Annotated in this window: 22 protein-coding genes, 1 tRNA gene and 1 other RNA gene; 12 read left to right on the top strand and 12 right to left on the bottom strand. The window is 45.8% G+C overall.

The window, feature by feature from the left end:
- Positions 1-271: heme NO-binding domain-containing protein (locus tag QZZ54_RS02680; RefSeq protein WP_290698204.1), on the bottom strand; the 271-nt coding region annotated here is incomplete at its 3' end.
- Between the two features lie 109 nt (positions 272-380).
- Between QZZ54_RS02680 and QZZ54_RS02685 the strand changes: the two genes are divergently transcribed.
- The 7 genes from QZZ54_RS02685 (at position 381) to QZZ54_RS02715 (ending at position 8,335) form a co-directional block, all read left to right on the top strand.
- Complete coding sequence (locus tag QZZ54_RS02685; RefSeq protein WP_290698207.1) at positions 381-962, top strand: response regulator; 582 nt, start codon at positions 381-383, stop codon at positions 960-962.
- A gap of 12 nt (positions 963-974) precedes the next feature.
- Positions 975-2,258 carry an HD domain-containing phosphohydrolase gene (locus QZZ54_RS02690; protein WP_290698210.1) on the top strand — a complete coding sequence of 428 codons (1,284 nt, stop codon included), beginning with the start codon at positions 975-977 and terminating at the stop codon, positions 2,256-2,258.
- Complete coding sequence (locus QZZ54_RS02695) at positions 2,259-3,608, top strand: sigma-54 dependent transcriptional regulator (protein WP_290698212.1); 1,350 nt, start codon at positions 2,259-2,261, stop codon at positions 3,606-3,608.
- A gap of 269 nt (positions 3,609-3,877) precedes the next feature.
- Positions 3,878-4,327 carry a hypothetical protein gene (locus QZZ54_RS02700; protein WP_290698215.1) on the top strand — a complete coding sequence of 150 codons (450 nt, stop codon included), beginning with the start codon at positions 3,878-3,880 and terminating at the stop codon, positions 4,325-4,327.
- An 86-nt stretch (positions 4,328-4,413) separates the two neighbouring features.
- The gene (locus QZZ54_RS02705; protein ID WP_290698218.1) at positions 4,414-5,556 is read left to right on the top strand and encodes a hypothetical protein; all 1,143 of its coding nucleotides are present in this window, start codon (positions 4,414-4,416) and stop codon (positions 5,554-5,556) included.
- A gap of 10 nt (positions 5,557-5,566) precedes the next feature.
- Positions 5,567-6,991, top strand: a complete 1,425-nt coding sequence (locus QZZ54_RS02710; protein ID WP_290698221.1) for a hypothetical protein — start codon at positions 5,567-5,569, stop codon at positions 6,989-6,991.
- Positions 6,992-7,009: 18 nt separating this feature from the next.
- Entirely contained in the window at positions 7,010-8,335 is a 1,326-nt protein-coding gene (locus QZZ54_RS02715; protein WP_290698224.1) for an LruC domain-containing protein, read from the top strand.
- 73 nt (positions 8,336-8,408) lie between these two features.
- On the opposite strand, the gene ald is transcribed toward QZZ54_RS02715, so the two are convergent.
- Complete coding sequence (ald, locus tag QZZ54_RS02720) at positions 8,409-9,527, bottom strand: alanine dehydrogenase (protein ID WP_290698226.1); 1,119 nt, start codon at positions 9,525-9,527, stop codon at positions 8,409-8,411.
- A gap of 343 nt (positions 9,528-9,870) precedes the next feature.
- Between ald and QZZ54_RS02725 the strand changes: the two genes are divergently transcribed.
- Together QZZ54_RS02725 and QZZ54_RS02730 are read left to right on the top strand one after the other, a co-directional pair.
- A tRNA-Val gene (locus tag QZZ54_RS02725) sits at positions 9,871-9,947 on the top strand.
- Positions 9,948-9,978: 31 nt separating this feature from the next.
- Positions 9,979-10,090, top strand: a non-coding RNA gene (locus QZZ54_RS02730) — RtT sRNA.
- Between the two features lie 299 nt (positions 10,091-10,389).
- Here QZZ54_RS02730 and QZZ54_RS02735 read toward each other — a convergent pair.
- A complete protein-coding gene (locus QZZ54_RS02735) occupies positions 10,390-11,277 on the bottom strand; it encodes a LysR family transcriptional regulator (protein ID WP_290698228.1) in 888 nt (295 codons plus the stop codon).
- A 147-nt stretch (positions 11,278-11,424) separates the two neighbouring features.
- Here QZZ54_RS02735 and QZZ54_RS02740 point away from each other — a divergent pair, with 147 nt between their 5' ends.
- Positions 11,425-12,312, top strand: coding sequence for a DMT family transporter (locus tag QZZ54_RS02740; RefSeq protein ID WP_290698230.1), 888 nt, complete (start codon positions 11,425-11,427; stop codon positions 12,310-12,312).
- Positions 12,313-12,415: 103 nt separating this feature from the next.
- On the opposite strand, the gene yghU is transcribed toward QZZ54_RS02740, so the two are convergent.
- Positions 12,416-13,270, bottom strand: coding sequence for a glutathione-dependent disulfide-bond oxidoreductase (gene yghU, locus QZZ54_RS02745; protein WP_290698233.1), 855 nt, complete (start codon positions 13,268-13,270; stop codon positions 12,416-12,418).
- A gap of 97 nt (positions 13,271-13,367) precedes the next feature.
- On the bottom strand, positions 13,368-14,252 hold the full coding sequence (locus tag QZZ54_RS02750; protein ID WP_290698237.1) for a LysR family transcriptional regulator: 885 nt from the start codon (positions 14,250-14,252) through the stop codon (positions 13,368-13,370).
- Between the two features lie 114 nt (positions 14,253-14,366).
- Here QZZ54_RS02750 and QZZ54_RS02755 point away from each other — a divergent pair, with 114 nt between their 5' ends.
- Both QZZ54_RS02755 and QZZ54_RS02760 read left to right on the top strand, forming a co-directional pair.
- Positions 14,367-15,098 (top strand): SDR family NAD(P)-dependent oxidoreductase, encoded by a 732-nt coding sequence (locus QZZ54_RS02755; protein WP_290698240.1) that lies wholly within the window; start codon positions 14,367-14,369, stop codon positions 15,096-15,098.
- A 33-nt stretch (positions 15,099-15,131) separates the two neighbouring features.
- A complete protein-coding gene (locus QZZ54_RS02760; RefSeq protein ID WP_290698243.1) occupies positions 15,132-15,722 on the top strand; it encodes a 2-hydroxychromene-2-carboxylate isomerase in 591 nt (196 codons plus the stop codon).
- A gap of 224 nt (positions 15,723-15,946) precedes the next feature.
- On the opposite strand, the gene QZZ54_RS02765 is transcribed toward QZZ54_RS02760, so the two are convergent.
- From QZZ54_RS02765 to QZZ54_RS02795, 7 genes are all read right to left on the bottom strand, one after another.
- Positions 15,947-16,303, bottom strand: a complete 357-nt coding sequence (locus QZZ54_RS02765; RefSeq protein ID WP_290698246.1) for a Na+/H+ antiporter subunit G — start codon at positions 16,301-16,303, stop codon at positions 15,947-15,949.
- Positions 16,304-16,348: 45 nt separating this feature from the next.
- On the bottom strand, positions 16,349-16,618 hold the full coding sequence (locus tag QZZ54_RS02770) for a K+/H+ antiporter subunit F (protein WP_290698249.1): 270 nt from the start codon (positions 16,616-16,618) through the stop codon (positions 16,349-16,351).
- Entirely contained in the window at positions 16,612-17,115 is a 504-nt protein-coding gene (locus QZZ54_RS02775; protein ID WP_290698252.1) for a Na+/H+ antiporter subunit E, read from the bottom strand. The genes QZZ54_RS02770 and QZZ54_RS02775 overlap by 7 nt, the downstream gene beginning before the upstream one ends.
- Positions 17,115-18,626, bottom strand: a complete 1,512-nt coding sequence (locus QZZ54_RS02780) for a monovalent cation/H+ antiporter subunit D (RefSeq protein WP_290698255.1) — start codon at positions 18,624-18,626, stop codon at positions 17,115-17,117. The genes QZZ54_RS02775 and QZZ54_RS02780 overlap by 1 nt, the downstream gene beginning before the upstream one ends.
- Positions 18,626-18,991: a Na+/H+ antiporter subunit C gene (locus QZZ54_RS02785; RefSeq protein WP_290698258.1), complete on the bottom strand. Its 366-nt coding sequence runs from the start codon at positions 18,989-18,991 to the stop codon at positions 18,626-18,628. The genes QZZ54_RS02780 and QZZ54_RS02785 overlap by 1 nt, the downstream gene beginning before the upstream one ends.
- Positions 18,991-21,786, bottom strand: coding sequence for a monovalent cation/H+ antiporter subunit A (locus QZZ54_RS02790; protein ID WP_290698261.1), 2,796 nt, complete (start codon positions 21,784-21,786; stop codon positions 18,991-18,993). Before QZZ54_RS02790 ends, QZZ54_RS02785 begins: the two co-directional genes overlap by 1 nt.
- A 461-nt stretch (positions 21,787-22,247) precedes the next feature.
- Positions 22,248-22,646, bottom strand: coding sequence for a hypothetical protein (locus QZZ54_RS02795; RefSeq protein WP_290698264.1), 399 nt, complete (start codon positions 22,644-22,646; stop codon positions 22,248-22,250).
- Positions 22,647-22,685: the final 39 nt, after the last annotated feature.

The following is a 22,685-nucleotide window of genomic DNA, read 5'->3' on the forward strand; positions in this document are numbered from 1 at the left end:
GAAGCGTGTTTTCCTGTTCAATAAAAATAGGATAGCGGTCTGCAAGCTGGCTGAACATATATTCACCAAACATTCCGATAACCTCTGAATCAGGCATTTCCAGTTTGGTTGAAACAGCACTAACCAGCGCCATTAGGTCTTCGTCGGGATAGCTCTTTCCGGCGGTATAGATTCCGTCATTACTCAGCTCGGATAAAATATCGTTCCAGGCCTGCATGCCGCAACGTTGTTCAACCAGCTCTTCAAGAATATTAAAAATAACACCTTTCATAAACTTCGCCCCAACATTTAATGTCACAAATGTCACAAATGTCACAAATGTCACATATGTCTTAAATGTAGTCTATGCTGAGTCTAATGCAAATAAGAGATTGTGTATTATGAAAACTCTTACCAGCGGAGATATCGCTAATTATCTAGATGTGACTCAGAGAACGGTTATCCGTTGGATTAATAGTGGGAAACTTAAAGGGTTTAAACTTCCTGGTCGGGGTAATAATCGAATTCAGACTGTTGATTTTATTGATTTTCTTAAACAAAACAAGATACCAATTCCTGATCAGTTGAAGGAAGAGTTCAGTCCAGTATCAACGAGTATCCTACTGATTGACGATGAACCTGCAGTGCTTAGAGCGATGACCAGAGCATTGAAACCATTGCACCTGAATATACACAGTGCAGCAGATGGTTTTCATGCAGGGCTGCTTTTGGAACAGTTAAATCCTGCCATGATTGTGCTGGACCTGAGCATGCCGGGTATGGATGGATTTGCTGTCATCAGGTATATCAGAGATGAGCAGAAAAATTCTGATATTCGCATACTGGTAGTTTCAGCTTTGGCGGGTCAGCAGTTAGATCATGCTCTGGCGATAGGTGCTGATGCCGTTTTGTCTAAACCTTTTTCTAATGCCCAGCTACGCAAAACTATCTCTGAATGGCAACATCCAACGGTTGAAACATAAAAGGAAGTATTTATGGAATATACGGATCGTTCAATACTTTTGGTTGATGATGAGAAACAGGTACTTAATTCACTGAAGCGGTTACTCAGGCCTTTGCGCTGCCAGGTGTTAACAGCTGAATCCGCAACAGCGGGGTTGGAGCTGCTGGAACAGCAGACAGTGGATATTATTATCAGCGATATGCGGATGCCAGAAATCGGCGGAGAGGTTTTTTTACAGAAGGTGGCTGAGCGCTGGCCTGAGACTGAGCGAATTATAATTACTGGTTTTTCAGACACTAAGAGCACCATTGATGCAATTAATAAAGGCAAAGTAAGCCGCTTTCTGATGAAGCCCTGGCAGGATGAAGAAGTGCTTAAGGTGGTTTGTAAGGGATTTGAACTGGCCCAGTTAAGACAGCAAAACGCATCACTGCAACAGCTGACTGAGAAGAAAAAGAAAGAGTTGGAACAGCTTAATGCTGGGCTTGAAGATAAAGTTAAACTGCGCACCGAACAACTGGAAGCCAGTAATGCAAAACTGATTTCGAGCTATCGAGCCATGGTTCGAATGTTCTCTGCAATTACCGCTCGCCGTTTGGGGCAGGACAGTCATAAAGGGAGTCAGCTTAATAGCCTTTTAATTAGAACAGCAAGACTGACTCCTATAACGGGTAAAGCTTTGAAGCAGCTTTATTTTGCCTGGCAGCTTCGTAATATTGGCAAGCTTAGTTTTGCGGATGAACTGATTAATCAGGCTTATGTAACGCTTCCGGCTGAAAATCAACGGCAGTTTCAACAACACCCCCTCAGGGCACAGGCGGCTACAGTACTGGTTGCTCCTCTGTTTCCTGCGGGTGAAATTATCGTTCAGCATAAAGAGTATCTGGATGGCTCGGGTTACCCAAAGGGGCTTAAAGGGGAACAGATTAGCTACAGTGCGCAGTTGCTCTGCGTCGTTAATGACTATGTAGAGCTGATTTCAGGGCTCTATCAGAAACGCTCTTACAGTAGTCATGAAGCGCTTGCGTATTTAAAAGAGTTCGCCGCCGAACGATACAATGCTGAAATTGTTGATCTCTTGTGTTCAGTTGTTGATCAGTTAGTTGCAGAAGGAGAGGTAGAGCATGAGCAATGCCTGGCGACCAGTGCGCTCATTTCTGGAATGGTGCTCAGCCGAGACCTGCTGACGATTCAAGATGTTCTGTTGCTGGGAGCCGGTCAGACGTTGGATAGCTCAGTGATTGCGCGTCTTTCAGAGATGGAGCAGAATCTTGAAGAGCAGTTTGAAGTGTTTGTACGGCAGGAGGCTAGTTAAATGGCAGGGACAATACTATTGATTGATGATGATCCTGCTATTTTACGGGCTTTGAAACGATTACTGCGGCCGAGCGTTGAAAAACTGGGGTTAGTGATTTTTTCAACTTCAGAAGCGCAAGAAGCATTACAACTGGCGCAGCAGGAAAAACCAGAGCTCATAATATGTGATCAGCGGATGCCAGGGGTTCTCGGCACTGATCTGTTACGAAAAATATCAGATCTGGGTTTATCAGCGCAGCACTATATCGTTAGTGGTTATGCCGATTTTGATCAGATTACAGAGGCGTTTAATCAAGGGGTTATCCATCAGTTTATTGCTAAGCCCTGGGATGAGCGGCAGCTGTTACACAGTATCGATCAATTGTTCAATATCCAGAAACTGAATAATCAATCATCGAATAGCGATGGCGTATTATTTCATGGCATGCTCAGCCAGGACCCCAAAATGCTGGAGATGTTTCAGCAGTTAACGCGTCTTTCTAATGCTAATGCGCCGATAAACCTGTCGGGTGAAACCGGCACAGGTAAAGAGTTGGCGGCACAGGCAATTCATCTTGAAAGCCATCGAAGAGATAAGTCTTTTGTTGCTGTAAATTGTGCCAATTTTACCGATCAGATGATGGAAGCTGAATTGTTCGGACACAAAAAAGGTGCCTTTACCGGAGCCGTAGAAGATCGGATCGGCTTGTTGCAGGAAGCCGATGGAGGTACTTTATTTTTTGATGAAGTGACAACATTACCCCTGGCACTGCAGGCTAAGTTACTCAGGGTATTGCAGGAACGGCGCTTTCGACCGGTGGGCGGGAATCATGAGTATAGTTTTGATGTTCAGTTAATATCTGCATCATCGCAGTCTATTCAAGATGCGGTAGCTAGTGGGGCGTTCAGGCCTGATCTTCAGTATCGCCTTGAGGTTTTACCGGTGCATATTCCTCCGCTACGCCAACGGCCGATCGATATTATTCCGCTGCTACGTTTCTTTCTGAATCAGCTGATGTTGCCTGAAGAGATAGGCTTTACTGAACGGTTGCAGAATCAGTTGAAAGGGTACTCATGGCCCGGCAACGTTCGTCAGTTATATAATGTGGCACAGTACCTTGCGGCTATGTGTGATAGGCGTGAGACATTAATTGATATAGACCTGCTACCGCAGCATATCATCTGCATAGATTGTCCGGAACGGCAGGAAGAGTCTGCTGATCGCCTCAAACCATTGCAGCAGTTAGATGTGACTGAGCTGCAACAATTATTGGATAAACATCAGGGTAACCGTACAGCAACGGCTGAATCTCTTGGAATCAGCCGTATGACACTATGGCGTCGTATGAAAGAGCTGGCAGTTAATTGATTTTTTACTCTCTTTATCGAGCCGCCTTATAAGGCGGCTTTTTTATGTCATTTTTATAGTCTTTTCAGGTGTAACAAATGCTGTAACAACTGTAACAGCTGATACGTCATCCTATGTAACAACCTTCGGCTACTAAAGTATCGTTATTTTGTAAGCTGTTGAAATATATTAATAAAAATTACTTGGCATGGGTTATGTATAGTCCTGTATGTAAAGTGCGACAGTCAGTTCGCTTTTTACAGCAAATTATAACTTAGGGGGATCTTCCCATGAAAATGTTTAAAAAAGTTCTGCTCGTTACTGTAGTTTCTTCGCTGATTAGCGGCCATGCCTTAGCAGCAAATCTGGACAGTGATTCCGCTACAGTCAGTATGGCTGTTTCCCAGTATGCCGCTTTAACCGGGCTGGACGATTTTGTTCTGTCTACCACAGATACCGATGGTGCTGCTGGTGCTGTGTATTCGGGTACTGATTCTTTTAATCTGGAATCAAATGATCAGGTACGAGTCAGCCTCTCAGGTGGTGATCTGAGTAACGGTACAGATTCTGTTTCTACCAGTTACTCGATGGATGATGGTGGTACTACTTTTGATACCACTGCCGACTCAGTGCACAACGGAACCCACACCGTTGCAGCATCAGCAACACTTGGCGCTATTTCTGCTCAGAAAGCCGGCGCTTATTCTACGGTCATTACTTTGACTGTCGCAGCGTTGTAAGAGTGGCCGCAAGGCGGCCTTCGGGTCGCCACTACTATATTTCTAAATTATTGGTGTAATCAAATGTCGCTTGCAGGGGACTTAGCATGAAATATTTCAGGGTACTACTGATTATATGGTTGTTCACTGCGCGAAGTTTTGCTGCAGAATTTGCTGTATCGCCGATGATGATAGAGCTGGAAAGTTCTCCCAGAGTAATTGAGAACTTCAGCTTTCAGGTATTTGGAAAAACCGCTGGCCAGGTGAAAATAACAGCTTGGGATATGGAGCAGCAGCTTACCGGTCATATGGGGTTTGTAGAGGTTAATGGTGATCAGGAAAAGCTTTCCAGTTGGGTTCAACTTGATAATCCAACATTTAGCGTGAAAAAAGATGAGTCGGTGGAAGTGACCGGCAAAGTGACTATCCCGCCCTGGGCCAATGGTAGTTATCACACTGCCGTTATGGTTGAAGAAGCCCGTGCGCCGGATGCAAAAGGTGTCGTGGTGAATGTGCGTTATGCCGTCATTCTTAATATACGAGTGGCGGGGAAAAAGTCGCGGATCAATTCTAGCTTTAGTGATCTGCGTCTGATTGAGCAGGAGGGTGAGTTTTATATTGCAGGTCGGTTTATTAACAATTCAAACCGGGATTATCGGCTGAGCTCAAAAGCACAATTACGCAGTGCTGATAATAAACCACTGGGCAGGGTGTTACTTAAAACTCAGTCTGCCTGGCAGAGGGGTGATGAGGCTTCAAGGGTCTTTCCTGGTGCAGAAGTAGAAGTGTTCGGACTGCTGACTAAACCGCTACCTGCTGGGAATTATCAGGCTATGGTGCGTAACCGGTTTGGTGGTCGACATCAGCCGACTTGGCGCAGCCCGGTTAACGTGACAACTGAAATGGCTAAAGGTATGCAGGGTGATGCTAAACCTTTACCTGAAGGCGTCGCTCTATTACGTGATCCGGTACTTAAAGTACGACGTGGCGGATATGCAACTGCGTCAGTGATGCTGGTTAATAATCAGGATCAGGCGGTTGAAATTCGCTTTCCAAAGAACGCGGACCAAGGTCTCCTGAGCGAGTACCGATTTACCCCCGCAGTATTAAAGCTGGAGCCCAGTCAGCGGGGTATGGTGATTCTTAACCAAAAATACAAAGATGAGCGAGATGTACAGCCCGTTAAGTACTTGGCACAGGTAGTAGGAGGTGAACAGGTAGAGTGGCTTGAGATACCGACTCAGTTGTGAGGGTGCAATGATGAACAGAATACAAAAGCATGTGTGGGGCTTGATGATCTGCATATCGTTGTCCGGTTGTATTAACCAGGCCAGCTTACAGCAACACATTGAAGAAGCGCCTTCTGCTATGTCACAGGCTGAGTTACAAACCAGTCTTAGTCAACGCTTTCAGGATGAAGTGACTTCGGAGCAGAGAGCCGCGTATCGTATTAATCGCCAACAGCTCAGTCTGGAAAATAAACAGCAATCGACCGTTTCTGAGAGTCCAAGAGCCCAATGCGTACCGCATCCCCGGGGGATGAAGACAGGTCATATTCGTAAGTTAGATCTGGCTTTTTTCGAGATGCCCCTCCGTGATGCGCTGGTGGAAGTAAGCGTCATGAGTGGTGTGCCCGTCGTGATAGGTGAAAATGTTGATGGATTGATCACGGTAAATATTACCGGTGTCAGTTTTGATGATGCCCTTGAAGTTATGTTAAGCGGTGGAGATATCTCATTTCGTAAAATGGAGCGACATATTTTAGTGGGTAGTGCTCGGCCCGATTCGCCCGTATTTCATAAGTTGGCGATCAGTTGTCACTATCGTCCAAGACACACGAAACCTGCTGATTTAGCCGTATCCCTGACCCCCTATTTTCAGCAGTTTATAAGTCTGCACAATGAAGCGGATTACCTGACGATAACCGCAACACCGGACACTCTGCGTAAAATTCGGAGTCATCTGGATAATTATGATCGTAAACCGCGCCAGCTATTACTGGAAATGCATATTGTTGAAGTCAGTAGTGACGCAATGGAGCTGCTTGGCGTCGACTGGAACCGTTACGGACGTGACCCTAATACTTCGATGCTGCGTCGTTTGGGAACAGCTGAATGGGATGGTTACAAGCGAGAATCTGATCCCTCCGTTTCATCTCTGTTATCACTCGGAGCTTTGCCCATGCGGACGCTTTCAGATTCGTTGAACTTTCTTCGTACTCAGGGACAGGCGCAGGTTAAAGCGATGCCTAGTATTGTCACTCTGGATGGAAAAGAAGCGATATTTTCGTCTATGAATACGGTATGGCTTCCATTTGTTAACGGTGGGGATACGGGCCGTCGACGAGAGTTGACCTATGGCGTGAATATGAAAGTAGTGCCTCGGATAGCGGCAGGTGGGCAGATAAAACTTGAAATTATTAATGCTTCAGTAAGTGATTTTACTGAGTCTGATCAGGGAGTACCTCGAATTATTTCTCATTCAATCTCTAATACTGTGCATGTCCAGGACGGTGATTATTTGGTGCTGGGAGGGCTATTGCAGAAGAAATCCCGACGGGATGGTGAGGGGATTCCCGGGCTTAAAGATGCTCCGCTGGTAGGTAATCTGTTTGGCCAGAAACAACAGCTTCTTCAGGAGACAGAAGTCTTAATAATGATTCGGCCAAAAGTTTTGGGCAGTTAATCTCAGGAGGGTAGAGTGATGAATAGTTCCAGAGTCTTTATAGTGCTGATGCTGGCCTCTTTAAATCTCTTCGCCGATGGAAGGGGAGGTGTTGCTAATAATCAAAATGTTGATGATCAGGCGTCGGTATGTATGACTATTGGACAGACTGCTAGCCTGACCGGTCTTGATGATTTCTTGCTTGCAACGACTGATATCTCAGGTCAGGCGGGAGCTAAATATACTGGAGGAGATCAGTTTTATCTCGAAAGTAACGGTCCTGTCAGGGTTGAGATACAGTCGGGAGCGTTGAAAAACAGCAACTCAGTACTCATTCCTAAATACCTTTTTGATCTTCAGTCTCCGGTACTGAATACCGCTACAGAAGGTCATGGGGCAGAACACCGTATCGATGCAGAAGTTATGTTAGGTGCTATCTCAGCGCAGCAGGCGGGTGATTATAGTGGGGAATTGGTATTGGTCGTTGTGCCTCAGGTTGGGGGTGAGGGTGGCTGTGGCGGGTTTAGCGTTAGCTATCCTGGTATCGCAACTTATGATACCGGCAGTAGTACTGGTCAGTGGGCGACGCTGGCGTTTGAGGATCTGTATCCTAATCCAGGAGATGCCGATTATAACGATATGGTGCTTCAGTTTCGGGTGCAAGAAAACTATAACGCACAGCAGCAGCTGGAAACTATCCACCTGGATTTTATTCCGCTAGCGCGGGGGGCTGGTTATAACCATAGGCTCTATTTATCCCTGGATGGCAATCTGGATAGTCGTAATGCAACATATAATAGTACTCCCGCCGTAGTGGGTGATGCTTCGGTCAAGGTTACTTACAACAATCTTGACTCAGGGGCTTCGCAAATCTCTTATTACGATCAGTCAGACGATGTACTGGTATTCCATAATACTCGGTCAGCGTTATCTGGCTTTGCTAATGTCTATGATAACGGTGAGCTGACGGAGCCCCGTGTAATGACATCAATCGATATTAGTCTTACAAACCCTGAACTAAACCCTTCATCACAAGCGCTGGCCGGAGGGGAGTTTAATTATCGGCCTTTCCTTTATGTGATGAATACCCGGCTGGATATTGACCTGTTTGAGGTGAACCCTTATGACGGCATGATTGATCAGAATGGCTATCCATTTGGCTTAATGGTTCCCGTTGATTGGCGCTGGCCTTTGGAGGGGGTTGGTATCGATACCGCGTATCCCTACTTCTCGGAGTATCGGTCCTGGCTGGCTGGTGAAACAGATAATATTTCTGATCAAGCGTTGCAGTGGTACAACTATCCATTATCTGGAGCGGAAGGAAATCTAATCTGGGGAGGGGGGAGTTTTACCGAAGGCTTATAAGGGACTAACAACAACTATTGTTTCTGTATAAATGAAAGCGCCACTAACGAGTAGTGGCGCTTGAATAGGTATCTTATTCAGCGATTGCCTGTTCTGCGGGCTGGAAGTCGTACCCAAGATCATGGGCTACCGCTTCATAGGTAACTTTACCTCGATGTACATTGAGTCCGTTACGAAGGTGTGGATCATCCTGCAGGGCTTGTCGATAACCCTTATTTGCCAGGGCAAGTGCGAAAGGTAAAGTCGCATTGGTTAGAGCAAAAGTAGAGGTACGGGCGACGCCGCCGGGCATATTAGCAACGCAGTAGTGAATTACTCCATCTACTTCGTAAGTTGGTTCTTGGTGAGTCGTTGCATGGGATGTTTCAAAGCAGCCGCCCTGATCGATAGCAACGTCTACCAGTACCGAGCCGTTTTTCATCTTACTCAGCATTGCACGGGTAACCAGTTTAGGTGCAGCAGCGCCTGGAATCAGAACCGCCCCGATCACCAAATCGGAGTTCACAACTTCCTGCTCAACAGATTCAGCGTTTGAGTACAGCGTCTTCAGTTGTGGACCGTACTGGGCATCCAGATCTTTAAGACGTGGCAGAGAGCGATCTATAATCGTGACATCAGCCCCCAGCCCCATCGCCATTCGTGCAGCGTTAATGCCAACGACACCACCACCAATAACGGTTACTTTAGCTGGGGCTACACCCGGTACACCGCCCAGCAGAACACCCAGACCGCCCTGCGCTTTTTCAAGTGCATGAGCACCTGCCTGAATGGCCATACGACCAGCAACTTCACTCATGGGAGCCAGCAGAGGAAGGCCACGGTTAGCATCGGTTACGGTTTCGTAAGCAACAGCGACACAATCAGATTCAACCAGCAGCTTAGTTTGTGCTGGGTCCGGAGCCAGGTGTAGGTAAGTAAACAGCAATTGACCAGGGCGCAGCATCTTGCACTCATTAGGCTGAGGCTCTTTTACTTTAATAATCATATCAGCAGCAGCGAAGATCTCCTCTGGAGTGTCGATTAGTTTCGCGCCGGCCGCTTCATATTGATCATTTGTCAGACCAATCGAAGTACCGCCATCACGCTGAACGATAACTTCATGGCCATTTTCAATCAGTTCACGGACACCTGCGGGTGTCATACCGATACGATATTCGTGATTCTTAATCTCTTTAGGGATACCAATCAACATAACGGTTCTCCTGCTGAATGTTTTATTGTTAGTGGATTCAATTACACTAACACTGGTATTGAATTGTTATCATTCGAACTTATGTTAATTATCAATAATATGTTCTAATAATTTTATAAAAAATAGTGTTTTGATGCTGCGTATATGGTCTGTAAATTGCTAATTTCGGCAGTGCAGCAAAGAAAAATTGATAATTATCATATCTGTTAAGTATTGTTTGTTTTTTGTACAAGGCCAGTTTTATCGGTTATCACCGAGAGATCTTGGATCTTATCTAACAGGACGATTGTTGGGAAAAGGGGGTTGCGTCGAAGAGCTAAAACCCTATAATAGCCCTCACTTTAGGACTATAGCTCAGTTGGTTAGAGCACTTGCTCGACATGCAAGGGGTCGTCAGTTCGAATCTGACTAGTCCTACCAGATACAAAAAAGCCTCGCGAATGCGAGGCTTTTTGCTATCTGGTTTAGGCAGATGAGAACTGAAAGTTCGAGCCGAGCGTAGCGAGACAACATTGGAGCTTGCGACGATGGCCCGCAGGGGAATAATCTGACTAGTCCTACCAAATTTAAAAAGCCTCGCGAATGCGGGGCTTTTTGCTATCTGGTTCAGGTAGATGAGAACTGAAAGTTCGAGCCGAGCGTAGCGAGACAACATTGGAGCTTGCGGCGATGGCCCGCAGGGGAATAATCTGACTAGTCCTACCAAAATTTATGCTGATCTCTTTATAAAGGCCTCAGTAGCAAAAAGCCGAATCATTTGATTCGGCTTTTTTGTTTTTGGGATCTATTCAGCCGATTTTTACATCTTTCTAACTCACTTTCTCATCAAAGGGTAAAATGTTTAGGAAAGGCGATCGATTCACTAAAACCATTCAGCTAATCTGCTCGACAGTACTCTTGCCGCAGACTGAGGTGGTTCGGAATCGCGTATCAATGCAGACCAATCAAGGTCTAGGCTATCTTTGCCCACCTGTATGGCCGAAACACTTTTATTTTTAATAGCTGATTGGACTGCCCATCTCGACAGTATGCTCACACCAAATCCGGCAGCTATCAATTCGACAATGGCGTCTGTCACTTCTACCACTGTTACCAGGTGAGGCACTGTTCCTGAGGGGCGAATAAACCGCTCATATTCAAAGCCCGGCTGTGCTGATTTGCTATAGGTCAGGTATTCTTCACCTTCTAAATCTGTCGCTTCAATAAAAGGTTTTGTTGCCAACTCATGTTTTGAGTGTGTTACTAAAACGAGTTCATCCTGTAAAACTGGCATCGAATCGATACCCGGGATCGCCAGATGTCCGGGGGCTAGCACAACATCGACCCTGCCTTCCTGGATGTTTTGTAATGGATTTTGTGTTGCCGAAGCTACCAGTTCCAGTTGAATGCCGGGCTCTTTTTTAGACATCACTTTTAGAAAGGAAGGCAACCAGTGATAGCAGCTATAGGCAGCGACACCAAAGCGAACGACAGTGATTTCATTATTAGTCATCTGTTGAAAATCAAATTCGGCACGCTGTAGAGCTGGAATGATCTGATTAGCCGTCTGTGTCATTGCCCGGCCAGCAGATGTTTGTCGAAGCTTGCGACCCTCTCTTTCGAATAACAATCCTCCTAAACGTCTTTCCGCTTCAGCAAGCCGATGACTCAAGGCGGACTGGGTTATGCCCAGCATATAAGCTGCTTGTCTTAATGTGCCTGTTTCGTTAATTGCTTTGAGCATTTCCCAATGCCTTATGTCTAATCTCACGTTTTACCTCATGGCACTGACACAGATAAGGCGTCAAAAACCTTTCTCAATAGATGCATACTATTAATCAATTACTCGAATTATTCACTATTTATTTAATCAGAAGCGAACTATCGTTCCAGCCATAACCAATGGAATGATATTAATATGAACAACAAACCAGCAATCAATGGCCAGTACTTAGTATTAATGGCTGCTTTCTTTTACGGGCTAAATCCATTTTTTGCACAACTATTATTTAAGGAGGGTTTCGGTGCAGAGATGGTGAGTCTGTACCGGTTTATTCTGCCTGCGCTCTTTTTCGCTTTTTTCCTGCACACTCCACAAGCAAACTGGCCTGAAGCTTTTCGAACCTTATTACTGGGAGTCGCCAGCGGGGTTTCCATTTTTGGCTATTTTCATGCATTGGAGACACTTCCGGCGGCCACCGCCATCCTCATTTACTACACATACCCGGTTTTCAGTGTTTTGATTGGTTGGATTTTCTTTAGCCGGGTACCTTCACAAAACGCTTTGATCTCGGCGGCATTAGTGGCTATAGCGGCGTCATTGACAGTAAGGCCTGAAACCCTTCCTGCCGGAGCACTACTTTCAGTTGGCGCCTGCTTTTTGGCTCCTTTGGTTGTTGCTACGCAGGTTCAGTATCTGTCTAACCCCAAGAGGTATATTCATACAACCAATAGAATGGCCTGGATCACCATTGGTCATATTATTGTGCTTTTGCCGTTAGCAATATGGATTGCGCCTGCGCAAGTGTTGCCGGTTTCACTAACCGGGTTATTGTCAGTGCTAGGTATCGCGCTAGTGGCTGCGGCAATTCCTCAAGTTCTATTTATGTTAGGTGCCCCAAGGTCATGTGCAGATAAAAATGCATTAGCAGGATCTCTTGAGCTAGTCGTTGCTTTACTCACGGGAGCCGTTTTATTGGGAGAGAGTATAGATCGGTTGGAAGTGACCGCGATGGTCTTGATTGTACTGGCTCTGTTTATTAAACAAGTAGAAAACAAGCCTAGAGTGGGGGCTATAACGGGCTGATATAGTTGTTAATATTTTTCGCCAGACTGCGAATGTTAAGGTTTGGAGTAGCAGCACTTTCCCGGCTTTGCTCGACAATGCCTGGAAAGTGCTCTGGCCCCTATTAAGGCTTTAGCTTTAGCACGTTATCAATATCCGATGCATGATGCCGTTCCGGAAGCATCTGCCATGGCTCTCCCCAGGTTTTATTAACAATATTTCCACGTTGCACTGCGGGGCGTTGCCAGACTTCTTCTGCCCAGCGTTGCAGGTTTTTGTAACTCTTTACATCCAGAAAGTCCCCAGCATCGTATTGAAGACCGCGTGCTAAGTTGCCATACCAGGGCCAGATGGCTATATCAGCGATACTGTAATGATCACTTGCAATGAATTGGCTGGTTGCCAGTTGCTGATCTAACAGGTCGAGCTGGCGCTTGGCCTCCATTGTGAAACGATTGATAGGGTACTCCATTTTCTCCGGAGCATAGGCGTAGAAGTGGCCAAAGCCGCCGCCTAAATAAGGCGCGGAGCCCTGCAACCAGAAGAGCCAATTGAGAACTTCGGTACGCTCTGAGAGCTCTGTTGGCAGAAAATGTTCAAATTTTTCTGCCAGATAGAGGAGTATTGCCCCGGACTCGAAGATTCTTATAGGCTGTTCTGCAGACCGATCAAGTAGCGCAGGAATTTTGGAGTTTGGATTGACGCCGACGAAGCCACTGGAAAACTGGTCTCCTTCGCTGATTCTGATCAGGTGTGCATCGTATTCAGCACCCGTTTCACCCGCCGCCAACAGCTCTTCGAGCATTATAGTGACTTTCTGGCCGTTGGGGGTTCCCATTGAATAAAGCTGCAGAGGCTGTTTGCCTTCGGGCAGCACTGCTTCATGGGTTGCTCCTGCGGTGGGCCGGTTTAGGCTTGCCCAGGCACCGCCATTTTCACTATCAAACGTCCAAACTTTAGGGGGAAGATATTCGCTCATCATTGCCTCGTTATAATCTAATGTGCAGCTGTCTCTGCTGATTGTAGCTGGGTTCAACAGAATAAACTTTATGTTTGGTGACTTTAGGGCTTCCTACTCAGGTCTCGTTATAAGCCCAGGAGGCGGTACTGGCGAAATCAACAAATTGGGTAATTTCATTCATGTTTTCGTTTTCACCCCATTCAAAACCAATCGATCTTTGGTTCCGGTCTTCGGCCAGAGGAATCGTGATAATACGGGAAGAAGCGTAGTGTGCCGGTACTATCGTCAGGCCAATATCCGCTTCTACCAGTGCCAGTGCGCGATCGTCCTGATTCGTTATGTAGGCCATATTCAGTTGTACATTATGTTGTTTTATCAGGTTTTGAATAACCAGTCGGTGCTCACAGTGACTGCGACCGATAAATAGTTCATTGTTTAGGTCTGCGATGCTGATGATTTTTGATCTGCTGAGGTGATGGCTACGGGACATGGCAACCAGATAAGGTTCTGAGAATAGCGACTTAGAACACAGGAACCTGCGACTAGCCTGTGGGTTTTTTTGTATGGTTGTGAGTGCCAGATCGATACGATTATCCCGTTCTAACTTGAGCATCTCAGTCGCGCTGGAATCAAAGACGTCCAGTTTCAGATCGGGATTCTCACGACGATATTGCTCTATCAATCGGGCTACCGCAGTAATAGACAAGGTGTTAATGACACCGAGTCTTAGCCTGCGCTGCACCTCATGTTGTTTGAGCTCATCCTTAGCTCTGGCACACTCTCCGACGATTAGTTTTGCTCGTTGTAATAGCTTACGCCCTGCGGGTGTCAGCACCACATTACGCTTGTTACGGGTAAAAAGTTTTACTCCCACTTCGGCCTCTAGTTTAGATATTGAGGCGGACAGTGCTGGCTGGGACACAAATGCTCGCTCAGCTCCCCGGGTAAAACTTTCTGATTCCGCAGCAGCCAGAAACAAGCGTAACTGTTGAAATTCCATGTCATAACCTGTGCTTATCATTACGATACAAATAATCGATTATATTTATTGTAGTTTAATCTCTACACTTTTATCAATGATTAGAAAATGCAGCATGCAGATAAGGAGCAAGGTATGACAGCAATCGAAAAACCTATCGCATTGATTATCGGTGCCGGAGATCATCTGGGTGCGGCAATAGCGAGGCGGTTTGCCACTGAGGGGTATCATATTGTTGCCACCCGACGCCGTGGTGACCTGGATACACTGATCAGTGATGTTCGGGCACTGGGTTCAGATGTTACTGCACTGCATTCAGATGCACGGGACGAAGAACAGGTAATGGCGTTGATTGAAAAGGTGGAATCTGAGCTGGGGCCTATGAGGGTGGCGGTATTTAATGTTGGAGGTAATGTTCGCTTTGGTATTACTGAAACCACGACGCAGGTATACCGCAAAGTCTGGGAAATGTGTGCCCTGGCCGGCTTTCTGGTAGGGCGTGAAGTGGCAAAAAAGATGCTGCCTCGAGAGCAAGGAACCATTATTTTTACCGGGGCGTCAGCGAGTTTACGGGGTAGTAGTGGTTTTGCCGCTTTTGCCGGGGGTAAGCATGCCTTAAGAGCGTTGGCACAAAGTATGTCTCGTGAACTGGGTCCTCAAGGGATTCATGTGGCCCATGTGATCGTTGATGGCTTGATTGAAAACGAAGCAACAAAAGCGTTTCTTCCTGATCTGTTCGCCAGCAAAGGTGAGAACGGTATTATCCAGCCGGATGATCTGGCAGAGGTGTATTGGCAACTTCATAACCAGCCTAAAACCGCCTGGACCTTCGAACAGGATGTCAGACCTTATACAGAACAGTGGTAATCAATTCGACTCTATATAACTGAGGAATCTTGAATGAGTAAAACAGTAGATTTTTATTACGATTTTATCAGCCCGGCATCTTACTTTGCGTTTATCCGACTGGCAGAGCTTTGCCAAAAAAACGGGGCCACCATTAATTACAAGCCGATGTTGTTGGGTGGTGTGTTTAAAGCCAATGGCAATACGTCACCGATAACGGTGCCAGCTAAATGGGAATGGCTTAAGAAAGACTTTGCCCGTCATGCAGAATACTACGATATTCCCTATCAACTTAATCCGCATTTTATTTTCAGTACTATCAGCGCTATGCGGGGAGCTTTTTGGGCGCTGTCCGAAGGACGGATTGAGGATTATAACCGTGCGATGTTCAAAGCGGCCTGGGGGGAAGGTAAAGATCTCTCTTCGCCTGAGGTTATATCTGAAGTGCTGAGTGGCGCAGGCTTTGATGCAACGGTGGTGATGGAAGCAATGGCACAACCTGAAAATAAACAAGCGCTGATCCAAGCCACTGAGGCCGCAGCAGAGCGGGGCGTTTTTGGTGCCCCTACTATGTTCGTCAATGATGAGATTTATTTCGGCCAGGATCGTTTGGATTGGGTTGAAAGGGCGCTTACGACGCAGTGAAATAATAGGGCCTGTATTTAGTAGATGCAGGCCCTGATGCTTTTAGCTTTGCCTTGAGTAAACGAAAATATCCATATGAACGTTTCTACTCAGGTACACATACTGGGGGGAAGCTCTTTCCACACTGTTAGTGTTTATTTCTAACCTGTAGACACCCATTAAATCGGATACTAACGGCGCTGGAGGTATGCCTGTTTTGCCATTAGTCGATCTTGAAGATGTGGCTATGGAGACATTCGCTCTCGGGCACGCTGTGACAGAGCCTTGTTTGAGGTTTTGTCGAGTATCTCTAATTCATGGTGCATGGCGGTTTTAGCCAGCATATGGGCAGTGACAGGCGCAGTAATGAGCAAAAACAGCGTAATGAGCAGTTCATGTACGCTTAGATAACCTTGCTGATAGGTGACAAATATCATCGATGCTATGAGCAGACAGCCCATTCCCAGTGTAGTCGCTTTGGTAGGGCCGTGAAGGCGAGTGTAAAAGTCGGGCAGCTTTGCAAGACCCAGGGAGCCTACGAAAACAAAAATGCTTCCCAGGATTAGAAATGCTGATACCACTAATTCAATCCAAAATTCCATTATCTTGTCCTAACTAGTCTCGTTATCGTGTTATTACGTGGCCGCTTACTCTATAAGGTCGCCGCGTAAAATGTATTTACACATCGCTGCTGTACTAACAAACCCCAGCATGGCAATTAATAATGCGGCCTCAAAATATAGGGTTGTACTAGAAGAGATACCAAATAATATGATCAGCGCAATGCTATTAATGTACATGGTGTCCAGTGCCAGAATGCGGTCAGGTCTGTCTGGCCCTTTAAACAACCGCCACAAGTTAAGGATTAACGATAAGCAAACCAGAATGGTGGCAATCAAAATTGCAGTACTTAGCATTCGAAAATCTCCATAAGAGGTCGTTCATAACGGTGTTTGATTGAGGCGATAAGCTCATCTTTATCCGTCAGGTTGAGCACATGTACATAGAGCCATTTTTTGTCTTCGGAAACTTCAGCGCTAACGGTACCGGGGGTTAAAGATACCGTACTGGCAAGAATGGTAATCGGAAGCTCATGTTCTATATTCAGAGGGACAGCAATAAATGCGGGACTCAACTTTTTAGACGAACCGACTACCAGTTTTGCTACTTCAAAATTAGCCGCAATAATGTCTCCAATCACCATGAATACATAGCGAAGGGTTGCTAGTGGTTTACGAAAGCCGGGTTGTGCATCTTGCATGCCTGATGTCAGAAGAGGAATACCTATAGCTAAAAACGCACCTAATAATAAATGTCCGGGGGCAACTGTATTGTTGAGTAACAGCCAGACGACAAATAGTATAAGAGAGTGTAGAGGCATGGGTAATAAGCGAAAACGCGGTTTAGTTTTCATTATTTATCCCCTTCTGGAAGTATCGCGTAAACTGACTGAGCCTTATTATCATGCAGTTGAGCCGCCGCAAGATCAGTATAAGCGGTGACGGGGCCGCCAAACATAACTAGCAGCGGTGATGCACTGAGTAAAAATGCAACAGCAATAAGCTTGAGTCGGGAAATCGGTACATAGTTAGTACTTTCTCCTGCAGTGCGCCAGAAAACAGTGGTGCCCGCGCGGGATATTGCTACAAGACATGCAAGCCCCGCTAATAAAATCACCGGCCACACCCAAATCATTTCAGTCATGCCTTGAGCCGCTTGCAATATAAGTATCTTACCCACAAAGCCCGATAATGGTGGCATGCCTACTACCGTGAGTGCTGCTATGAAAAATGCTACACCAATGACCTTTCCTTGATTCATTTTACGCGCAACAACATAGCGATCTTCGGCTTTGCCTCGTTGTTTGCTAATGAGGTCCGCGATCAGGAATAGTGCCCCTGTAGCCAGGGTGGAATGAATCATGTAGTAAAGCGCTGCTGAAGTAGCCGCTTCACGCTGCATAGCAATCGCCAGCATGAGTGTCCCAACCGATACGATTACTAAATTGGCTGCGGTTAACCTTAAACTCGGGCTGGCAAGAACGCCGATGGCTCCCATCCCTAAAGTTATGAGCGCCAATGGCCACAGCCATGGTATTGCAATGCCGGCAAGGGCTCCGGCATCTTCGCCGAAAATGGTCGTATGAACCCGTAAAGTACTATAAACACCTACTTTGGTCATAATAGCGAATAACGCTGCAACCGGGGCGCTGGCGGCAGCATAGGTTTTAGGTAACCAAAAATGTAACGGCAATAACGCAGCTTTTAGTCCGAAGACCACTAACAATAACAGCCCACCGGCTTTAGCCAATGCTTGTTCATGCTCGCCTAACAATCGTACTTTGTTTGCCATATCCTCCATATTTAGTGAGCCGATAGTGCCGTATAAGATACCTAGCGCAAACAGGAAAATACTTGAACCGACGAGGTTTAGAATTACATAGTGCACCGTGGCTTTGGTTTTCTGTTTACCGCCGCCATGTATTAATAAGGCATAAGAGGCTATGAGCAGCACCTCAAAGAATACAAATAGATTAAATATATCCCCTGTCAGAAACGCGCCATTAACCCCCATGACCAGAAACATAAATAACGGGTGAAAATACATACCGTCATGATCGTCACCAGCGCAGGCATATAGCTGTGCACCCAATGCAAGTACTGATGTTAACAATACCATCATGGTTGATAATCTATCGGCGACTAAAGCTATTCCGAAAGGAGGTTGCCAGCCTCCCAGGACGTACATTTGCGTTCCTTGCTGATGACTGGTGAGTAGAAGGGTGGCGGATACTATGACAAGAATCATCATGACCGAAACAGCAAAAAAACGGTGCCGGGTGATCGAGTTGCTTAACGGCGGAAGTAACATAAAGGCTGCCGCCAGCATCGGTAATAAAATGGGAAGAATAGGCAGGTGTTGCATTAACTATGCCTCTTTTCTGAAATACGGGATTTTGTCGACTGAACCGGGATGTGTCCATCTACATGGTCATTCCCTTGATCTGCTCGTGAACGCATGGCTAATATCACCACAAATGCTGTCATGGCAAAGCCAATGACGATAGCGGTTAGTACCAGAGCTTGAGGTAATGGATCGCTGTATTCAATTGATTGCCCCAATACTGCTGCACCATCGAGTTTTAGACGGCCACTGGCAAACAGAAATAGGTTTACTGCATAAGATAGCAGGGTTAGCCCCATTACAACGGTAAATGTTCGCCCCCTAAGAACGAGAAAGAATCCACAGGTGGTCAGTATGCCGACACAGAACGCATAAATCGCTTCCATTAATCGTTCTCCTTAATATGTATGCGTTCACTGGTGGTTAGCTTGCCCAGGTTGGCCAGTATTAACATCACGGCGCCCACCACTGTTAGGTATACGCCTAAATCAAACAGCATGGCACTGGCGAGCTCAAATTTTCCAATCCAGGGTAAACCGAAGTAGTCGAACCAAGTGCTAAGGAACGGTTTGTCAAAGATCCAGCTGCCTAAGCCGGTAGCGGTCGCAATTAATATCCCTCCTGCAATGAGCCATTGATAATCGATATTGACTCGGGGCTTCATCCACAGCACTCCATGTGCAATGTATTGCTGAATAATCGCTACGGATGTAATCAGGCCCGCAATAAAACCACCCCCGGGTACATTATGCCCCCGTAAGAAAATATAGACGGATACTAGTAGTGCTAAAGGAAGAAGGCTTTGTGACACCATTTCAAGCATCATAGGGTGAGGGTCATTACTCCAGGCGCGACCTTTATCATCACGTGTCGGCATATAGATTCGCATTTTTGCAATCAGTTTATAAACGCCTAATGCGGCAATGCCTAGTACGGTGATTTCTCCGAGAGTGTCAAAGCCCCTGAAATCGACGAGAATCACATTCACCACATTGGTGCCCCCGCCACCGGTTTTACTATTCGCTATGAAGAAGTCTGAAATCGTGCTTAAAGGGGTTGTGAGCATGGCGAAACAGATAGTACCTATGACACAGCCTATCAACCCAGAAACTAATAAATCTCCGCTTAAACGCCTGTTGCTCGATTCTTTATGTGCATTTTGGGGCAAAAAGAACAGCGCCAGAAGTAATAATATAATGGTGGCTATCTCAACAGATAGTTGTGTTAGTGCTAGATCGGGCGCTGAAAATTGAGCAAATGTCAGCGATACGATTAACCCAACCACGGAGAGAAATATGAGCGCAATAAACCGCTGCCGGTACCATATCACCGTTGCGATGGTACTTAATATCAGCAGCACAGCTCCCGTTATTGTCACGCCATCAACTGGAATTTGAGGACGAGAACCCGTGTTCTGGGTCAGATCGAGCAGAGGTAATGCCCCCATGACTAGTGTGAATAACAGCAGTAAGAAGATATACCGTTGCAGGGAGCCGTTTTCCAGAGTGGTTATAATCTGCTGAGAGGCTTTGACTATCGATTGAATGATGCCTTCGAAGATATGCTTTGCATCAGTCTCATCGAAGTGTGATTGAAACTCAAATAGGTGGCGTCGATTATAGTAAATCGTTGCACCTCCAACCATTGCTAGAAAGCTCATGAATAATGGGATGTTAAATCCGTGCCATATAGCCAGGCTGTGGATGGGGACTTCATGCGTGAGTACTGCGAAAGAGGCGACATCTAATAGGTCACCGACAACATAAGCAGGAAATATTCCTACCAACAAACAAAGCGTTACGAGGATCTCTACCGGTACCTTCATATAACGCGGAGGTTCTTTCGGGGTTTTAGGAAGATCTATTGGCACACCGTTAAAGAAGACATCATGAATGAAGCGTAAAGAGTAGGCGACAGAGAACGCAGCTCCGACAGTGGCTAGCAACGGAATCATCCAGGACAGAGACCCCAGCATACTTTGATTAAGGGTTTCGGAAAAAAACATTTCTTTCGAAAGAAAGCCGTTCAACAAGGGTACGCCTGCCATCGAAAGAGCCGCTACGATTGCCAGCGTAGCGGTATAAGGCATATATTTCCAAAGACCATTAAGCTTACGCATATCCCGTGAACCAGACTCATGATCAATAATTCCGGCAGCCATAAACAACGATGCTTTAAAGGTGGCGTGGTTGATAATATGGAACACGGCCGCGACAGCGGCAAGCTCAGAATTAAGGCCTAATAAAAGAGTAATAAGCCCTAGATGACTTATCGTTGAATAGGCAAGAAGGCCTTTGAGATCATGCTTGAATAGGGCGACATAAGCACCTAGCAACAGGGTTGTCAAACCGGTTAGGCTGACAATCATGAACCATAGATCTGTACCGGCCAATACGGGGTAAAAGCGGGCCATGAGGAAAATCCCCGCCTTTACCATTGTAGCGGAATGTAGATAGGCACTTACAGGCGTAGGCGCCGACATTGCATGGGGTAACCAAAAATGAAACGGGAATTGCGCTGATTTTGTGAATGCGCCTAAAAGCACTAGTATTAATGCTATTGGATAGGTTGCGTGTGATCGAATCAGATCACCATTGGCTAATACTGTATCGAGGTCATAGCTATCGACAATATTACCGATCAGTAAAAGCCCTGCCAGTAGCGCAAGTCCACCTGCTCCAGTCACTGTCAGTGCCATTCTCGCCCCTTTACGAGCCTCAGACTTATGCGACCAAAAACTGATCAGGAGAAACGAGCTGATGCTGGTTAGTTCCCAGAAAAGCCATAACTGAATCAAATTATTGGATATGACAATACCGACCATAGCGCTCATAAACAGGATCAGGTATGCATAGAATCGCCCCATCGAGTCCTTAGCCGATAGATAGTACCGGGCGTACAAAATTACCAGCAGTCCAATACCGAGAATCAATAACAAAAATAGCAGTGAAAGTCCGTCGAGTCGAAATGAAAGATCCAACCCCATAGCGGGGATCCAGTCTATGGATTGCCGAATATCTTGACCATCAAATACATCCCCTGCAAACATGAGCACCAGGATCAGTGACCAAGCGGGTAATATAGCAACGGAAAAAGTACAAATGTTGCGGCCGAAACGTTCTGTAAACAAAGGGACTAATGTGCCAATAAGCGGCAATAGAACGACCCATAGCAGGTTCATATGAGGGGATGACTCCATATTGAATGGCGAGATAACAACCAATAGGCTTATTTATAAGCCCTACATTGATGTTGCTTAACTATACACATTGTACTGTTTTGGTCAAAAAACGAAAAAACTTTAACTATATAATTTTCAATTACTTTTTAGGTGGTTCACATTAACTATCTTAATTGTAGATTCGTCGAGATATATAATTATAAGCCCTGCCTTTAATAAGGATATCCAGACCAAAGCAATGCCTAAGCTTAGGCCTGTTTGCGTTTATATATGACTGTATATTATCTATTATCCTCAGCCAGAATTTCATGGGATGACCATTAGGAAGCAACCCATAGAAAAGAACACAGTCTTTGATTCGAAGAAGCAAAATCCGTGTTGTACGATAGGTTTGCTATGCAGATCTTCTATGAGGAAATCTCAGAAAGCGAAGATCTCTGCCTAAAGAGGATATATAAGCATCAACAAGGATAGCGTGCTTGTATCGCCTTATAGATGACAAGAGCTTTGTCGGTTTTAGTTTGTAATTGTTGACCGATCTGTTCTTCTATGTGGGCAACAACGCTCTCAGAGGGTTCATTTTCAGGTATGCAAAAGCCTGCATAATAAGTTGCAGGAACCGTATCTGCTGATTTACCTAAACGGGTTTTAAATGCTCGCTTAAAGAAATCAGATCGTGGTTCAACTTCACTCTCCATTTCCATTCTGCGGATAATTTCACTATCGGTAAGCTGTGCTCCAGCCAGAAAACCCAAGATATATTGCTTATTGTATATCTGGCTTTGATCAGCGGTGTCAGCCATTGATACAGTAGTAAATGCAAGACTTGCGATCACAATAACCTGCTTGATACCTTTCATATAGAACCTCGACAGTTGTTATTTTCGGCTAATTATAGG

Source organism: Amphritea sp., from assembly GCF_016744155.1.
GTDB lineage: Bacteria > Pseudomonadota > Gammaproteobacteria > Pseudomonadales > Balneatricaceae > Amphritea.

What these genes read in the sequence shown, in the direction of transcription:
- QZZ54_RS02765 (WP_290698246.1), bottom strand. Translation starts at nt 16,303, where the DNA reads ATGGAATTTTGGATTGAATTAGTGGTATCAGCATTTCTAATCCTGGGA.
- QZZ54_RS02755 (WP_290698240.1), top strand. Translation starts at nt 14,367, where the DNA reads ATGACAGCAATCGAAAAACCTATCGCATTGATTATCGGTGCCGGAGAT.
- QZZ54_RS02780 (WP_290698255.1), bottom strand. Translation starts at nt 18,626, where the DNA reads ATGCAACACCTGCCTATTCTTCCCATTTTATTACCGATGCTGGCGGCA.
- QZZ54_RS02685 (WP_290698207.1), top strand. Translation starts at nt 381, where the DNA reads ATGAAAACTCTTACCAGCGGAGATATCGCTAATTATCTAGATGTGACT.
- QZZ54_RS02795 (WP_290698264.1), bottom strand. Translation starts at nt 22,646, where the DNA reads ATGAAAGGTATCAAGCAGGTTATTGTGATCGCAAGTCTTGCATTTACT.
- QZZ54_RS02750 (WP_290698237.1), bottom strand. Translation starts at nt 14,252, where the DNA reads ATGGAATTTCAACAGTTACGCTTGTTTCTGGCTGCTGCGGAATCAGAA.
- ald (WP_290698226.1), bottom strand. Translation starts at nt 9,527, where the DNA reads ATGTTGATTGGTATCCCTAAAGAGATTAAGAATCACGAATATCGTATC.
- QZZ54_RS02710 (WP_290698221.1), top strand. Translation starts at nt 5,567, where the DNA reads ATGAACAGAATACAAAAGCATGTGTGGGGCTTGATGATCTGCATATCG.
- QZZ54_RS02785 (WP_290698258.1), bottom strand. Translation starts at nt 18,991, where the DNA reads ATGGAAGCGATTTATGCGTTCTGTGTCGGCATACTGACCACCTGTGGA.
- QZZ54_RS02695 (WP_290698212.1), top strand. Translation starts at nt 2,259, where the DNA reads ATGGCAGGGACAATACTATTGATTGATGATGATCCTGCTATTTTACGG.
- QZZ54_RS02700 (WP_290698215.1), top strand. Translation starts at nt 3,878, where the DNA reads ATGAAAATGTTTAAAAAAGTTCTGCTCGTTACTGTAGTTTCTTCGCTG.
- QZZ54_RS02740 (WP_290698230.1), top strand. Translation starts at nt 11,425, where the DNA reads ATGAACAACAAACCAGCAATCAATGGCCAGTACTTAGTATTAATGGCT.
- QZZ54_RS02770 (WP_290698249.1), bottom strand. Translation starts at nt 16,618, where the DNA reads ATGCTAAGTACTGCAATTTTGATTGCCACCATTCTGGTTTGCTTATCG.
- yghU (WP_290698233.1), bottom strand. Translation starts at nt 13,270, where the DNA reads ATGAGCGAATATCTTCCCCCTAAAGTTTGGACGTTTGATAGTGAAAAT.
- QZZ54_RS02715 (WP_290698224.1), top strand. Translation starts at nt 7,010, where the DNA reads ATGAATAGTTCCAGAGTCTTTATAGTGCTGATGCTGGCCTCTTTAAAT.
- QZZ54_RS02760 (WP_290698243.1), top strand. Translation starts at nt 15,132, where the DNA reads ATGAGTAAAACAGTAGATTTTTATTACGATTTTATCAGCCCGGCATCT.
- QZZ54_RS02690 (WP_290698210.1), top strand. Translation starts at nt 975, where the DNA reads ATGGAATATACGGATCGTTCAATACTTTTGGTTGATGATGAGAAACAG.
- QZZ54_RS02705 (WP_290698218.1), top strand. Translation starts at nt 4,414, where the DNA reads ATGAAATATTTCAGGGTACTACTGATTATATGGTTGTTCACTGCGCGA.
- QZZ54_RS02790 (WP_290698261.1), bottom strand. Translation starts at nt 21,786, where the DNA reads ATGAACCTGCTATGGGTCGTTCTATTGCCGCTTATTGGCACATTAGTC.
- QZZ54_RS02775 (WP_290698252.1), bottom strand. Translation starts at nt 17,115, where the DNA reads ATGAAAACTAAACCGCGTTTTCGCTTATTACCCATGCCTCTACACTCT.